14 protein-coding genes are annotated in these 13857 nt (G+C 72.6%); 8 read left to right on the top strand and 6 right to left on the bottom strand.

Translation table 11 applies throughout. From position 1 onward, the window contains the following. Window positions 1-120 precede the first annotated feature (120 nt). Window positions 121-1530, top strand: a complete 1410-nt coding sequence (radA, locus tag ACH4K4_RS03635; protein ID WP_398164549.1) for a DNA repair protein RadA — start codon at window positions 121-123, stop codon at window positions 1528-1530. A 140-nt stretch (window positions 1531-1670) separates the two neighbouring features. Beyond that, window positions 1671-2822 (top strand): DNA integrity scanning diadenylate cyclase DisA, encoded by a 1152-nt coding sequence (disA, locus tag ACH4K4_RS03640; RefSeq protein WP_398029915.1) that lies wholly within the window; start codon window positions 1671-1673, stop codon window positions 2820-2822. Between the two features lie 79 nt (window positions 2823-2901). On the opposite strand, the gene ACH4K4_RS03645 is transcribed toward disA, so the two are convergent. Both ACH4K4_RS03645 and ACH4K4_RS03650 read right to left on the bottom strand, forming a co-directional pair. Then, a complete protein-coding gene (locus ACH4K4_RS03645) occupies window positions 2902-3891 on the bottom strand; it encodes an NAD-dependent epimerase/dehydratase family protein (RefSeq protein WP_398164551.1) in 990 nt (329 codons plus the stop codon). A 76-nt stretch (window positions 3892-3967) separates the two neighbouring features. Next, window positions 3968-4783 (bottom strand): hypothetical protein, encoded by an 816-nt coding sequence (locus ACH4K4_RS03650; protein WP_398164553.1) that lies wholly within the window; start codon window positions 4781-4783, stop codon window positions 3968-3970. A gap of 228 nt (window positions 4784-5011) precedes the next feature. Between ACH4K4_RS03650 and ACH4K4_RS03655 the strand changes: the two genes are divergently transcribed. Beyond that, the gene (locus tag ACH4K4_RS03655; protein ID WP_398164555.1) at window positions 5012-5596 is read left to right on the top strand and encodes a phosphatase PAP2 family protein; all 585 of its coding nucleotides are present in this window, start codon (window positions 5012-5014) and stop codon (window positions 5594-5596) included. 118 nt (window positions 5597-5714) lie between these two features. Here ACH4K4_RS03655 and ACH4K4_RS03660 read toward each other — a convergent pair whose 3' ends face one another. Then, window positions 5715-6218: a pyridoxamine 5'-phosphate oxidase gene (locus ACH4K4_RS03660; RefSeq protein ID WP_398164556.1), complete on the bottom strand. Its 504-nt coding sequence runs from the start codon at window positions 6216-6218 to the stop codon at window positions 5715-5717. A 196-nt stretch (window positions 6219-6414) separates the two neighbouring features. Here ACH4K4_RS03660 and ACH4K4_RS03665 point away from each other — a divergent pair, with 196 nt between their 5' ends. The 5 genes from ACH4K4_RS03665 to cseC all read left to right on the top strand — a co-directional run bounded on the left by ACH4K4_RS03665 (window position 6415) and on the right by cseC (window position 10980). Beyond that, window positions 6415-7362 (top strand): A/G-specific adenine glycosylase, encoded by a 948-nt coding sequence (locus tag ACH4K4_RS03665; protein WP_398164558.1) that lies wholly within the window; start codon window positions 6415-6417, stop codon window positions 7360-7362. Window positions 7363-7646: 284 nt separating this feature from the next. Further along, window positions 7647-8198 carry a SigE family RNA polymerase sigma factor gene (locus ACH4K4_RS03670; protein ID WP_398164559.1) on the top strand — a complete coding sequence of 184 codons (552 nt, stop codon included), beginning with the start codon at window positions 7647-7649 and terminating at the stop codon, window positions 8196-8198. A 119-nt stretch (window positions 8199-8317) separates the two neighbouring features. Continuing rightward, window positions 8318-8950: a hypothetical protein gene (locus ACH4K4_RS03675; protein ID WP_398164561.1), complete on the top strand. Its 633-nt coding sequence runs from the start codon at window positions 8318-8320 to the stop codon at window positions 8948-8950. 9 nt (window positions 8951-8959) lie between these two features. Continuing rightward, window positions 8960-9670 carry a two-component system response regulator CseB gene (gene cseB, locus ACH4K4_RS03680; protein WP_360136772.1) on the top strand — a complete coding sequence of 237 codons (711 nt, stop codon included), beginning with the start codon at window positions 8960-8962 and terminating at the stop codon, window positions 9668-9670. Window positions 9671-9678: 8 nt separating this feature from the next. Beyond that, window positions 9679-10980: a two-component system sensor histidine kinase CseC gene (gene cseC / locus ACH4K4_RS03685; RefSeq protein WP_398164563.1), complete on the top strand. Its 1302-nt coding sequence runs from the start codon at window positions 9679-9681 to the stop codon at window positions 10978-10980. Window positions 10981-11029: 49 nt separating this feature from the next. Here the strand turns inward: cseC and ACH4K4_RS03690 are convergent, their stop codons facing one another. From ACH4K4_RS03690 to ACH4K4_RS03700, 3 genes are all read right to left on the bottom strand, one after another. After that, window positions 11030-11485, bottom strand: a complete 456-nt coding sequence (locus ACH4K4_RS03690) for a VOC family protein (RefSeq protein ID WP_398164564.1) — start codon at window positions 11483-11485, stop codon at window positions 11030-11032. 53 nt (window positions 11486-11538) lie between these two features. Further along, window positions 11539-11943 (bottom strand): helix-turn-helix transcriptional regulator, encoded by a 405-nt coding sequence (locus ACH4K4_RS03695; RefSeq protein WP_398165393.1) that lies wholly within the window; start codon window positions 11941-11943, stop codon window positions 11539-11541. A 223-nt stretch (window positions 11944-12166) separates the two neighbouring features. Then, window positions 12167-13786 carry an MDR family MFS transporter gene (locus ACH4K4_RS03700; protein WP_398164566.1) on the bottom strand — a complete coding sequence of 540 codons (1620 nt, stop codon included), beginning with the start codon at window positions 13784-13786 and terminating at the stop codon, window positions 12167-12169. Between the last annotated feature and the right edge of the window lie 71 nt (window positions 13787-13857).

Here is a 13857-nt window from a genome sequence, read left to right on the forward strand (position 1 = left end):
CGGCTCCCCTCACCACACCCCGTTCCGGGCGCCGGCACACCGCGTATGCCCGCGTCCCGCACCCTTGCACACGGCGGCCTCCCGCCCGCGCTGTCACACCCCGCCACTACGGTGAACCCCATGGCGACTCGTAAATCCTCGGCCAAGGAGCGGCCCTCGTACCGCTGCACCGAATGCGGCTGGACCACCGCGAAGTGGCTCGGCCGCTGCCCGGAGTGCCAGGCGTGGGGCACGGTCGAGGAGTTCGGCGGCGCGCCCGCCGTGCGCACGACCGCGCCGGGGCGGGTCACCACCGCCGCGCTGCCCATCGGCCAGGTCGACGGCCGCCAGGCCACCGCCCGCTCCACCGGCGTCGACGAACTGGACCGCGTGCTGGGCGGCGGCCTGGTCCCCGGCGCCGTGGTGCTGCTGGCCGGCGAGCCGGGCGTCGGCAAGTCCACCCTGCTGCTGGACGTCGCGGCGAAGGCGGCGAGCGCCGACCACCGCACGCTGTACGTGACGGGCGAGGAGTCCGCGAGCCAGGTCAGGCTGCGCGCCGACCGCATCCACGCCATCGACGACCACCTCTACCTCGCCGCCGAGACGGACCTGTCCGCCGTCCTGGGCCACCTGGACTCGGTCAAGCCGTCCCTGCTGATCGTGGACTCCGTGCAGACCGTCGCCTCCCCCGAGATCGACGGCGCGCCCGGCGGCATGGCGCAGGTCCGCGAGGTCGCGGGCGCCCTCATCCGGGCCTCCAAGGACCGCGGCATGGCGACGCTGCTGGTCGGCCACGTCACCAAGGACGGCGCCATCGCCGGTCCCCGCCTCCTGGAGCACCTGGTCGACGTCGTACTGAATTTCGAAGGGGACCGGCACGCCCGGCTGCGCCTGGTGCGCGGCGTGAAGAACCGCTACGGCACCACCGACGAGGTCGGCTGCTTCGAGCTGCACGACGAGGGCATCACCGGCCTCGCCGACCCGTCCGGCCTCTTCCTGACCCGCCGCGACGAGCCGGTGCCCGGTACGTGCCTGACGGTCACCCTGGAGGGCCGCCGCCCCCTGGTCGCCGAGGTGCAGGCGCTGACGGTCGACACGCAGATCCCGTCGCCGCGGCGGACCACCTCGGGGCTGGAGACCTCCCGCGTCTCGATGATGCTGGCCGTCCTGGAGCAGCGCGGCCGGATCGCCGCCCTGGGCAAGCGCGACATCTACAGCGCCACGGTCGGCGGCGTGAAGCTGACCGAGCCGGCCGCCGACCTCGCCGTGGCGCTCGCGCTGGCCAGCGCCGCCAGCGACACCCCGCTGCCGAAGAACCTGGTCGCGATCGGCGAGGTGGGGCTGGCGGGCGAGGTCAGGCGGGTGACGGGCGTACAGCGCCGGCTGGCCGAGGCGGCGCGGCTCGGCTTCACCCACGCGCTGGTCCCGAACGACCCCGGCAAGATCCCGGCGGGCATGCGGGTGCTGGAGGTGGCCGACGTCGGCGAGGCGCTGCGCGTGCTGCCCAAGCGGCCGCGCCGCGAGGCGCGCAAGGAGGCCCCCGTCGAATAGCGCGGTCGCCGGTAGACTTTGCCCCGGTCTCGCCTGTCAACGAAAGTCATGCCGTCGGCCCGCGCAGCTCACGAGCTGCGTGACCAAGGCATCTGCCGGGCGGCCTGCGGCACCGACAGACCTTGCGACTAAGGAGTGCAGTGGCAGCCAACGACCGGGCATCGTCGTCTGGTGGCAGGTCCGGTTGGGGGCCGCCCACCCGGAGGTCGGGCGAGAGCGGCACAGAGGGCCTGATGCGGGCCTCGCTGAGCGCCGTGGCGCCCGGCACGGCCCTGCGGGACGGCCTGGAGCGCATTCTGCGCGGCAATACGGGCGGTCTGATCGTCCTGGGTTTCGACAAGACCGTCGAGTCGATGTGCACCGGCGGCTTCGTGCTGGACGTGGAGTTCTCGGCGACCCGGCTGCGCGAGCTGTGCAAGCTGGACGGGGCCCTGGTCCTGGACAAGGACATCACCAAGATCCTGCGGGCCGGTGTGCAGCTGGTCCCGGACGCCTCCATCCCCACCGAGGAGACCGGCACCCGCCACCGCACCGCACAGCGCGTCTCGATACAGGCCGGGTTCCCGGTCGTCTCGGTCAGCCAGTCGATGCGGCTGATCGCGCTGTACGTGGACGGTGAGCGCCGCGTCCTGGAGGAGTCGGCGGCGATCCTCTCCCGCGCCAACCAGGCCCTGGCGACCCTGGAGCGCTACAAACTCCGGCTGGACGAGGTCGCCGGCACCCTGTCGGCGCTGGAGATCGAGGACCTGGTCACGGTCCGGGACGTCACCGCGGTCGCCCAGCGGCTGGAGATGGTGCGCCGCATCGCGACCGAGATCGCCGAGTACGTGGTCGAGCTGGGCACGGACGGCCGGCTGCTCTCCCTCCAGCTGGACGAGCTGATCGCGGGCGTCGAGCCGGAGCGCGAGCTGGTCGTGCGCGACTACGTGCCCGAGCCGACGGCCAAGCGGTCCCGTACGGTCCAGGAGGCGCTGTCCGAGCTGGACGCCCTGAGCCACGCCGAGCTGCTGGAACTGCCCATCGTGGCCCGCGCGCTGGGCTACAGCGGTTCGCCCGAGACGCTGGACTCGGCGGTCTCGCCGCGCGGCTTCCGGCTGCTGGCGAAGGTGCCGCGGCTGCCGGGCGCCGTCATCGACCGGCTCGTCGAGCACTTCGGCGGGCTGCAGAAGCTGCTCGCGGCGAGCGTGGACGACCTCCAGGCGGTGGACGGCGTCGGCGAGGCCCGCGCCCGGTCCGTGCGCGAGGGCCTGTCCCGGCTCGCGGAGTCCTCCATCCTCGAACGGTACGTGTGAGACGGGCCGCGCGAGAGCCCGTGCCGTAGCCGTACGCGGCCCGCGCGAGCGGGGCCCGTTCCCCGGTCCCCGGCACGCCTCACAGATCCCGCAGGAACGCTTCCTCACGCTCCGGTGCCAGCCCGGTCGCCTTCCGGTCGGGGCGCAGCGGCGCCTCGCCGCCGAGCTCCCGTAGCCACTCCCAGGTGGCGGCCACCGTCTCCCCCACCGGCCGGCAGCGCAGCCCCGCGCCGTGGGCCTTGGCGGCGTTGCCGCGGTGGATGGCGTCGTACAGCTCGCCCGGCGGCAGCCAGACGGGCAGTTCCGTCCAGGGTGCGAGGCCGGCCGCGAGGATCTTCTCCGGCTCCGCCCAGCGCAGTTCGGCGTCGGACCCGGTGACCTTGACGCAGGCCTCCAGCAGTTCGCCCATCGTGGCGTGGCCCGGCTCGCTGATGAGGTTGTACGGGCCTGACAGCCCGGTCTCGGCGGCGTGCAGAATCCATTCGGCGAGGTCGCGGACGTCGATGTACTGAAGCCCCAGGTCGTGCGGGCCCGGCGCGAGCACGGGGCCGCCGCGGGCGATGCGCGTCAGCCACCAGGGCAGCCGGCCGATGTTCTCCCCCGGCCCGAGGATCAGCCCGGCGCGGGCCAGCAGCGTCCGGTCCTCGCCGAAGGCCGCCAGCGCACCCAGTTCGCCGCCGCGCTTGTCCTCGGCGTACGCCACCGCGTCCGCGTCCGGCGAGCCCTCCACCAGCCGGCTGTCCTCGGTGTGCCCGGGGCCGGCCGGAGGCGCGTACACCGACCCGGTGGAGACGTACACATACCGCCCGGCCCGGTCGGCCAGCAGCCGGGCCGCGTCGCGCACCGCGGTCGGCGCTCCCTTCCAGGTGTCCACGACGACGTCCCACGTGCCGTCGGCGAGGGCCCCGAGGGTGGCCGCGTCGGTGCGGTCGCCGTGCAAAACCGTCGTTCCCGGCGGCGCCGCGTGCCGCCCGCGGTGGAACACCGTCACCTGCCAACCGCGCGCCAGCGCCGCGTCGGTGACCGCACGACCCACGAACTCCGTTCCGCCCAGCATCAGTAGCCTCATACGGCCGACTGTGCCCGATCACCGGCGGACGGAAAACGGCTGCACGCTCACAGCGCAATCGCGACCCGTGTACCCGTCAGCTTTCGGCCAGCGTGAAGGGCGTGCGCACCGAAGCCAGGCCGCCCACCTTGGCCTCGGCGAGGTACGCGCCGGGCCCGACCGGAGCGGCGTTCGGCGTCGCGCACTCGGAGTCGCTGGGCCTGCGGTCCCATTCCACGGTCCGGGTGACCGAGCCGCCCGCCGGCACCTGCACCAGCGCGGTGGTGCCCGCGCCCGGCGGGCAGTCGCCGGAGGCCCACACCCGTTCGTCACCCGATTTCGCGGTGATCGTGAGCGCCGCCGACCCGCGCCCCAGGTCCACCTTGCAGGCCGCGCCGCCGGAGTTCTCGACCGTGACCTCGAACTTCGGCCGTTCGCCGGGTCCGTAAGAGCTCTTGAGGCTGCGCAGCTTCAACTCCGTGTCGGATTCGGCGCAGTTCGGGAGGGCCGCACCGGCCGGTACGGTGACGGCGCCGCCGCCCTCGCCCAGGGCGGAGCCGCCGCCGGAGCCCGTGGAACCGCCGCTGCCGCCGGTACCGGCGCCCGAGCCGCCGGAACCGCCCGAGCCGCCGGAGCCCGTGCCGGACCCGCCGCCGCTGCCCGACTCGTCCCGGCCGCCGGGTTTTTGGTCGATCCCGGAGTCCGTCGCGTTCGGTCCCGGGGTGATGGACGTCGCGGGGCCGGGGCCGCCGGGCCCCTTGCCCTCGGCGCCGGTCTTCCCGTCGCCGCCGCTCCAGTTGAGGGCCCAGACCACCAACAGGACCAGCAGGGCGAGGACGGCCAGCGCAACGGCCCTCCGCCGCCAGTAGATGGAGGAGGGAAGCGGCCCGATCGGATTGCGCAGAGATCCCACGCGGAAACTCTACGAGAGATCACCTGTCGCAACGGCCAGTACCCGCCGCACGAAGCCGCAACTTTTCGCATCATCAGCCCGGAGCGGGGCTCCGCGGGCCCGCGCTCTGTGATCACTTCGTGATCCACGGCGATTCCCGGCCGCGCGCGGGCCCCGACTTTCGTCGGGGGTGCCCCTTGTCGTCGGTCAGGTGCGGCTTTCCCGTAACAGTCCGTACCGTATGCGTTCATGTACAGCACCGATCTCTATCGCGACGTCACCGACTTCGCGCACGACACACCCGGCTGGATTCATTCGCTGGCCGCCGGCGGTACGGAGGGCGGCATCCTGCTGCTCATGGCAGTGGCCGTCCTGGGCTGGTGGCGCTCCCGCAAGGGGGAGGAGCGGCTGGTCGCGCTCGCGATCCTGGTGCCGGTGGCCACGGCGGTCGCCTACTTGGTGAGTGAGATCGTCAAAAGCTTCGTGGACGAGGAGCGGCCCTGCCGGGCCGTGGCCGGCGCCGCCGCCTCCATAGTCCAGTGCCCCCCGCAGGGCGACTGGTCCTTCCCGAGCAACCACTCCACGATCGCGGCGGCGCTGGCCGTCGGCATCGTGTTCGCGTGGCGCGCGGCGGCCTGGCTGGCGCTGCCGGTCGCGCTGCTGACGGGCTTCTCGCGGGTCTTCGTCGGCGTGCACTACCCGCACGACGTGGTGGCGGGCCTGGCGCTGGGCACGCTGACCGCCACGCTGTGCGTCACGCTGCTCGCCCGGCCGCTGACCACCGTGGTGGAGCGCATGAGTACGGGGCGCTGGAAGATCCTGGTGCGCGCATAAACGTTTCTTCAGGGGATCTGCGGCAGCTCCGGCAAATCCCCGGCAGGCTGGGGGCGTCCCACGGGATGCCCCCGTACCGTTTCCCCCCGTATTGCTGATCCCCGCACCACTCCCCCGGTCACCGCCGCCCCTCGCACCCCTCCGGCGCGTGCCACTCCTCCTTGTGCCCGAACCCGCGGCCGTTGTCGATCAACCTGAGCCAGTCCGGGCGCACTTCCCACAGCGCGGTGCGCTCCAGCGCCGCGCCGAGCCGTTCGTCGGCCGCGACGAACGGGAAGCGCTCCAGGTACGTACGCCACCCCGCCGCGCGGTCCGCGCCCGCCAGCCGGCGGACGACACCCCGGCCCTGCACCCCGGTCAGCCCGGTCCACTCCTGCCCGTCGCGCTGCGCCGTGAAGGCGACGCGGGCGCCGGGGCCCGTCTCCGCCGCGCGGGCGAACGCCCGGCCGTGCCGGGTCGACTCCGCGGTGACCAGGGCGAGCGCGGGCACCGGCCCGTCCGCTGTGGCGTAGAGCACGGCGCACGCCTGCGGCCCTTCGGCGTCGGTGTACGCGAGCGTCAGCGTCGTGTGCGCCACCAGGGCCCGGCGGATCGTGTCAGGACAGTCGCTCGCCGTGGTCATCGCCGCTCTCCCGCAGGTCCCGTCGTCATCCACACCATGGGGACATCCTCGCCCCCGCCGCCGAGCGGGACGCGGACGCCCCCTTCCGCGCCCCTGGTCCCCACGCCGGAACATTCCCGCGAGCGGGTGGGCGCATCGTGGCGCGGGCCCGGCGCGTTTCACGGCGGAGCGCCGCCGTGCCAGGATCGGCCATGCCATGACTTCCACTCCTGCCGCCTCCGCCGCTGCCACCACCGCCGCCGCCAACGAAGCCACCGAAGGGGCCCGGTTGCACGGCCCCGTCACCGACTGGTTCGACGAGCACGCCCGCGACCTGCCCTGGCGCCGCCCCGAGGCGGGCGCCTGGGGCGTGATGGTGAGCGAGTTCATGCTGCAGCAGACACCGGTCAGCAGAGTGCTGCCGGTGTACGAACAGTGGCTTCAGCGCTGGCCGCGCCCCGCGGACCTGGCCGCCGAGCCGCCGGGAGAGGCGGTGCGCGCCTGGGGCCGCCTCGGCTACCCGCGGCGCGCACTGCGCCTGCACGCCGCCGCCTCCGCCATACAAGAGCGCCACGGCGGTGACGTGCCGCGCGAGCACGGCCAGCTCCTCGCGCTGCCCGGTGTCGGCGAGTACACGGCCGCGGCCGTCGCGTCCTTCGCGTACGGGCAGCGGCACGCGGTTCTGGACACCAATGTGCGCCGGGTGTTCGCGCGCGCTGTCGAAGGCCGGCAGTACCCGCCGAACGCCACCACGGCCGCCGAACGCAAGCTGGCCCGCGCGCTGCTGCCGCAGGACGAGGAGACCGCGGCGAAGTGGGCCGCCGCCACGATGGAGCTGGGCGCGCTGGTGTGCACCGCCCGCGGCCCCGAGTGTGTGCGCTGCCCGATCTCCGCGCAGTGCGCCTGGCGGCTGGCGGGCTCGCCCGCGCACGACGGCCCGCCGCGCCGCGGCCAGACGTACGCCGGCACGGACCGCCAGGTGCGCGGCAAGCTGCTCGCCGTGCTGCGGGAGGCCGTCGGTGCCGTGCCGCAGGCCGTGCTGGACGCGGTCTGGGACGAGCCGGTGCAGCGGGCGCGGGCGCTGGACGGCCTGGTCGCGGACGGCCTGGTGGAGCCGCTGCCGGGCGGCTCGTACCGCCTGCCGCTCGGCCGGAGCACGTCCTGATGACGGCACCGTGACGGCGGGGCCGGCGCCGAACGTCCTGCACAGGGGCCCTAGCCCTTCCGGCCGCCCCCCGCTGTCCCCCGGGAGGATGACCCCCGTACGGCCCCTGTCCGTCCGAGGTATGACCCCCGGCGGGCTGTTACACAACCGACGGTTTTCCGTGCACTCCCTGTGGGGCCCACGCACACTACGCCGCAACACCCCCTCCGTAGCGTCTTCCCCGTGCTGGAGATGACTGCCAGCGCGGTCAACGTGGGGAACGCAAGCGGATCGGAGGCGTCGGGATGGCGACCAGCGGCGGCAAGGTACTGGACTTCGAAGAGTACGTGCGGACGCGGCAGGAGGCCCTGCTGCGCAGCGCCCGGCGCCTGGTACCCGACCCGGTCGACGCCCAGGACCTCCTCCAGACGGCCCTGGTCCGCACCTACGGGCGCTGGGACGGCATCGCGGACAAGTCCCTCGCCGACGCCTACCTCCGCCGCGTCATGATCAACACCCGTACGGAGTGGTGGCGCGCCCGCAAGCTGGAGGAGGTGCCCACCGAGCAGCTCCCGGACGCGAGCGTCGACGACGGCACCGAGCAGCGCGCCGACCGCGCCCTGCTGATGGACATCCTCGGCGTGCTCGCGCCCAAGCAGCGCAGCGTCGTCGTGCTGCGACACTGGGAGCAGATGAGCACGGAGGAGACCGCGGCGGCGCTCGGCATGTCCACCGGTACGGTCAAGAGCACGCTGCACCGGGCCCTGGCCCGGCTGCGCCAGGAACTGGAGAATCGCGACGTCGACGCGCGCATGCTGGAGCGCGGCGAGCAGGAGCGGGAGCGGTGCGCGGCCTGACCGGCTGCGGTACCGGCGGCTTAGCCAGAGGGACTGTGAGCGGGAGCGGTTTGACCAGGAACAGGTTGGCCGGGGACAGCACGGCACGGTTCCGGTCCGCACGGGCCGGAACCGGACACGTGAAGAGCGGAGCGGCCATCGCCGGGGTGGCCGCCGTCTCGCTGTTGCTGGCCGGCTGCAACCCGGGCGGCGAGGGCGTACGGACCGAGGGCACGGCGAGCAGCGCCCCCGCGCCCACGGGCCGGTCGGCCCACGCGCCGTCCCCGTCGCCCTCGGCGTCGGTCGCGTACGAGAAGGTCGACGCGGTCGAGCTGATGAAGCACGACCCGAAGGTCGGCGCGGACGTCAAGAAGTCCCTGGCGAAGCCGTGCGCCGCGGAGGAGTACCCGGTCGAGGTCACGTACGCGCCGCTCACCCACGGCAAGGACCCCGACGTCGTCGTCAACGTGATGACCTGCGCGGATTCCGTCGGCATCGGCTCGTACGTCTACCGCAAGAACGGCTCTTCGTACGACAATGTCTTCACCAACGAACAGCCTTCGGTGTACGCGGGCGTCAACAAGGGCGAACTGGAGGTCTCCAAGCAGACCTACGACTCCGGCGACAAGGTGTGCTGCGCTTCCGGCGAGGATGTGATGACCTACCGCTGGACGGGTAGCCGCTTCGTGGAGTACGCCCGGTACCACACCGACTACAGCAAGACCGGGGCCACCGAGTCCGCGACCCCCGACAGCACGGCACCGGAGGATTGAGAACACCGCATGGCCGATACCCATGTGCTCTTCGTCGAGGACGACGACGTCATCCGCGAGGCCACGCAGCTCGCCCTGGAGCGGGACGGCTTCGTGGTCACCGCCATGCCCGACGGGCTGGCGGGCCTGGAGGCGTTCCGGGCCGACCGTCCCGACATCGCCCTGCTCGACGTGATGGTGCCGGGCCTGGACGGCGTCAGCCTGTGCCGCCGCATCCGTGACGAGTCGACCGTGCCGGTGATCATGCTGTCGGCGCGCGCCGACTCCATCGACGTGGTGCTGGGCCTGGAGGCGGGCGCCGACGACTACGTGACCAAGCCCTTCGACGGCGCCGTGCTGGTGGCCCGGATCCGCGCGGTGCTGCGCCGCTTCGGGCACGCCTCGGGCCCCGACGGCGCGGGCGCCGCGGCCTCGGACGCCCCGGAGCCGGCCGAGGCCGTGCTGCGCTTCGGCGACCTGGAGGTCGACACCGAGGGCATGGAGGTGCGCAAAGGCGGTCAGCCGGTCGCGCTGACACCGACCGAGATGCGCCTGCTGCTGGAGTTCTCCAACTCGCCCGGCACGGTCCTCTCCCGCGACCGGCTGCTGGAGCGGGTCTGGGACTACGGCTGGGGCGGTGACACCAGGGTCGTGGACGTCCACGTCCAGCGGCTGCGCGGCAAGATCGGCCAGGACCGGATCGAGACCGTCCGCGGCTTCGGTTACAAGCTGAGAGGCTGACTCCTGCGGTGGTCAGGCTCGCCCTGCGTACCGGGCTGCGGTGGAAGCTCAGCGCCGCGATCGCGCTCGTCGGAGCGCTGGTCGCGATCGCGCTGAGCCTCGTCGTGCACAACGCGGCCCGCGGCTCGATGCTGGACAACAGCCGCGACGTGCAGACCGAACGGCTCAACTTCACGCAGAAGATCTACGAGTCCACGCACCAGCTGCGCTTCGGCGCGAAGCTGGACGACCCGGCGCTGCCCAAGGAGTTGCGGGACGAGGTCACCAAGGGCAAGCGGGCGACCTACCTGGAGGACACCGGCCAGACCACGCCCAAGGTGTGGGCCGCCGCGCCGGTCGCGGGCGGCCGGGTGCTGTCCATCCAGGGCTACTTCCCCGACCGGTTCGCCGTCCTGGACGACCTCGACCAGGCGCTGCTGATCGGCTCCACGGCGGTCGTGGTCGGCGGCTGCGCGCTCGGCGTGCTGATCGGCGGGCGGCTGTCCCAGCGGCTGCGCAAGGCGGCGGCCGCGGCCGGCAAGCTGGCCGACGGCGACACCTCCGTACGCATCCGCGACGAGGTCGGCGGCCGGATCCGGGACGAGACGGACGACCTGGCCTGGGCGGTGGACGCGATGTCCGACGCGCTCCAGAAGCGCATCGAGGCGGAGCGCCGGGTGACCGCCGACATCGCCCACGAGCTGCGCACCCCGGTCACCGGGCTGCTCACCGCGGCCGAACTGCTGCCGCCCGGACGTCCGTCGGAGCTGGTGCGGGACCGGGCGCAGGCGATGCGCACGCTCGTCGAGGACGTCCTGGAAGTGGCCCGGCTGGACGGCTACGCGGAGCGTGCCGAGCTGCAGGACGTGGCGCTCGGCGAGTTCGTCACCCGGCGGGTGCGGGCCCTGAACCCCGACATCAAGATCGAGATCCTGCGGGACGCCGAGGTCTCCACCGATCCGCGGCGCCTGGAACGCATCCTGGGCAACCTCATCGCGAACGCGGCCCGGCACGGCAAGCCGCCGATCGAGGTGACCGTGGAGGGGCGGGTCGTGCGCGTGCGCGACCACGGCACGGGCTTCCCCGAGGCCCTGCTGCGCGAGGGCCCCAGCCGCTTCCGTACGGGCAGCAGCGACCGGGCAGGGCGTGGGCACGGGCTCGGGCTGACCATCGCGGCCGGCCAGGCCCGGGTCCTGGGCGCCCGGCTCACCTTCCGCAACGCCGACGAGCTGACGGACGGGTCCACGGGCGCGGTGTCCGTGCTGTGGCTGCCGGAGAACGCCCCCACGAACACGGGCAGCTTCCCGGTCATCCAGCTGCCGGACCGGTGACGGGCGGCGGCCGCCCGGCCGCCCCGGCCCGCCGTCCTCGGTGCGGCGGCTACTCCACGCACTCCCCCCAGTCCTTGCCCAGGTCGAGCTGCTCGTTCCGCTGGGTCAGCGAGAACCAGTTGCCGGAGTCGTCACGGAAAATCGCCTCGGTGCCGTACGGGCGCTCCTGCGGCTCCTGGAGGAACTCCACGCCCTTGGCTTTCAGCGCGGCGTAGTCGGCCATGACGTCGTCCGTGGCCAGCACGCCGGCGCCCATCAGCCCCTTGCCGACCAGCTGTCTGAGCGCCGCGCCGGACTCCGGGTCCATGCCGGGCGGGCCGGGGACCATCAGGGTCAGCTGCACGTCCGGCTGGTCCTTGGCGCCGACGGTCAGCCAGCGCATCCCGTCCTCGCCGCCCATCCGCATGTCCGTGCGGACCTCCAGCCCGAGCTTTTGCGTGTAGAACTCCTTCGCCCGGTCCTGGTCGAGGACCCAGACGGTGGTGATGGCGAGTCCCTTGATCATGACGTGCCTTTCGTTGTCGTGCGCGGTCCTCTTCACCGTAGGCAGGCCGCCCGCTACCCGCCTTCTTGAGAATTGCGGTCCTCCCGGCCCGCCTCGCCCCGGTCCTCGAAGGACTTGAAGCCGCCGGACCACAGCAGGGCGTAGCAGCCCGGTATCAGCCCGGCGCCCTGTCCCACATGCCGCCGGCGGTACTCGCTCGGCGTCAGCCCCGTCCGCTCCTTGAAGCGGGCCGAGAAGGTGCCCAGGCTGCCGAAGCCGACCAGCCAGCAGATCTCCGTGACGGAGAGATCGGCCGTACGCAGCAGCTCCTCGGCCCGCTCGATCCGGCGCCGGCTCAGGTACTGGCCGGGGGTCAGGCCGTACACCTGCTTGAAGGCCCGGATGAAGTGGAAGCGCGAATACCCGGCGTGGGCCGCCACCGCGCCCAGGTCCAGCGGCGAGGCCCAGTCGCGGTCCATGGCGTCCTTCGCCAGCCGCAGCTGCCGCAGCCGCGCGGGCGGCACCGGGGCCGTGGCGCCGCCCGCGCGCCCGCCCTCCCACTCGTCCCCCGCCCCGTCACCGTTCACATTCCGATGCTGGCACGCACCACTGACAACGGCCCGGCGGCAGCCTGCCCCCGGACGCGGCAGCGGCCCCCAGCGCGTACGCCGGGGGCCGCTGACCAGGGAATTCAGTACCGGATCAGACCGTCTCCGCCACGGGAGCCTTGTTCGCCGGGGCCCCGCCGTCGTCCTGCGGCCCATCGGCCGGCTTGGCCGGGCCGCCGCGCAGCGGCACCTCCTTGAGGAACCAGGCCGCGGCGAAGCCGATGACGCTGATCACCGCGCCCCACACGAAGACCTGGTGGGTACCGCCGGAGACCGCGTGCATGTACGCGTCCTTGACCGCGGCCGGCAGCTTCTCCAGGGCCTTCAGGTCCATCTGGCCGCCACCGGCGGTCGCGCCCGCACCCGCGGCGCCGAGCCGCTCGGTCATCACGTCCGTCACCCGGTTGTTGAAGATCGCTCCGAAGATCGCGACACCGAAGGAGCCGCCGATCGTACGGAACAGGGTGGCGGACGAGGAGCCGACGCCCATGTCCTTCATCTCGACGCTGTTCTGCGCGATCAGCATCGTGGTCTGCATCAGGAAGCCCATGCCGGCACCGAGCACCGCCATGTACACGCCCGAGGTGAACCGGGTGGTCCCGGTGTCCATCAGGGACAGCAGCGCGAGCCCGGCGGTGATCAGCGCGCCGCCGCCCACCACGAAGATCTTGTACTTGCCGGTGTTGGTGGTGACCCGGCCCGCGACCAGCGAGACGGCCATCATCGCGAGCAGCATCGGCAGGAGCAGCAGGCCCGAGTTGGTGGCCGAGGCGCCCTGCACGGTCTGCTGGAACAGCGGCAGGAAGGTCATCGACCCGAACATCACGAAGCCGACCAGGAAGCCGATGACCGTGACGAGGCTGAAGTTGCCGTTGCGGAAGATGTGCAGCGGCAGCACCGGCTCGCGGACCTTGGTCTCGGTGAAGACGAAGGCCAGCAGGGCGACGACGCCGACCGCGCCGAGCCCGATGATCTGGGCCGACAGCCAGGCGTACTCGGTACCGCCCCAGGTGGTGATCAGGACCAGCGAGGTGATGCCGATGGTGAGCAGGATGGCGCCGACGTAGTCGATGCGGGCCTGCGCCCGCTTCTTGGGCAGGTGCAGCACCGCGGTCACCATGACCAGGGCGATCGCGCCCAGCGGCAGGTTGATGTAGAAGCTCCAGCGCCAGCCGAGGTGGTCGGTGATGGTGCCGCCGACCAGCGGCCCGCCGATCATCGCGACGGCCATGACACCGGCCATCATGCCCTGGTACTTGCCGCGCTCCCGCGGCGGGATCAGGTCGCCGATGATCGCCATGACGCCGACCATCAGACCGCCGGCGCCCAGGCCCTGTACGGCGCGGAAGCCGATCAGCTGGCCCATGTCCTGGGCCATGCCGGACAGCGCGGAGCCGATCAGGAAGATCACGATGGACGTCAGGAAGACGCCCTTACGGCCGTACAGGTCGCCCAGTTTGCCCCAGATCGGGGTGGAGGCGGCGGTCGCGAGCGTATACGCGGTCACCACCCAGGACAGGTGGCTCAGCCCGCCCAGTTCGCCGACGATCGTCGGCATCGCGGTGCCCACGATCATGTTGTCCAGCATCGCGAGCAACATCGCGATCATCAGCGCGAACAGCACCACGCGGACGCTGGCCGGCTGCTTCCCCCCGGCGTTCACCGGTTCGGTTATGTCCCCCGCTGGGGTCGCTTTCTGTTGCGACATCCCCATCTCTGCTTCTCCCACTTACTTGCCGCCCGGCTAGTTGAGTACAGTGAAGAAGGTAAGCAACCAACTAGCCG

The sequence above is a fragment of the Streptomyces sp. NPDC017529 genome, from assembly GCF_044329785.1.
Classification (GTDB): domain Bacteria; phylum Actinomycetota; class Actinomycetes; order Streptomycetales; family Streptomycetaceae; genus Streptomyces.

Coding starts and splice junctions, on each gene's coding strand:
- ACH4K4_RS03670 (WP_398164559.1), top strand. CDS start 7,647: ATGGCGACCAGCGGCGGCAAGGTACTGGACTTCGAAGAGTACGTGCGG.
- ACH4K4_RS03695 (WP_398165393.1), bottom strand. CDS start 11,943: ATGGACCGCGACTGGGCCTCGCCGCTGGACCTGGGCGCGGTGGCGGCC.
- ACH4K4_RS03660 (WP_398164556.1), bottom strand. CDS start 6,218: ATGACCACGGCGAGCGACTGTCCTGACACGATCCGCCGGGCCCTGGTG.
- ACH4K4_RS03690 (WP_398164564.1), bottom strand. CDS start 11,485: ATGATCAAGGGACTCGCCATCACCACCGTCTGGGTCCTCGACCAGGAC.
- cseB (WP_360136772.1), top strand. CDS start 8,960: ATGGCCGATACCCATGTGCTCTTCGTCGAGGACGACGACGTCATCCGC.
- ACH4K4_RS03665 (WP_398164558.1), top strand. CDS start 6,415: ATGACTTCCACTCCTGCCGCCTCCGCCGCTGCCACCACCGCCGCCGCC.
- ACH4K4_RS03655 (WP_398164555.1), top strand. CDS start 5,012: ATGTACAGCACCGATCTCTATCGCGACGTCACCGACTTCGCGCACGAC.
- radA (WP_398164549.1), top strand. CDS start 121: ATGGCGACTCGTAAATCCTCGGCCAAGGAGCGGCCCTCGTACCGCTGC.
- ACH4K4_RS03645 (WP_398164551.1), bottom strand. CDS start 3,891: ATGAGGCTACTGATGCTGGGCGGAACGGAGTTCGTGGGTCGTGCGGTC.
- ACH4K4_RS03700 (WP_398164566.1), bottom strand. CDS start 13,786: ATGGGGATGTCGCAACAGAAAGCGACCCCAGCGGGGGACATAACCGAA.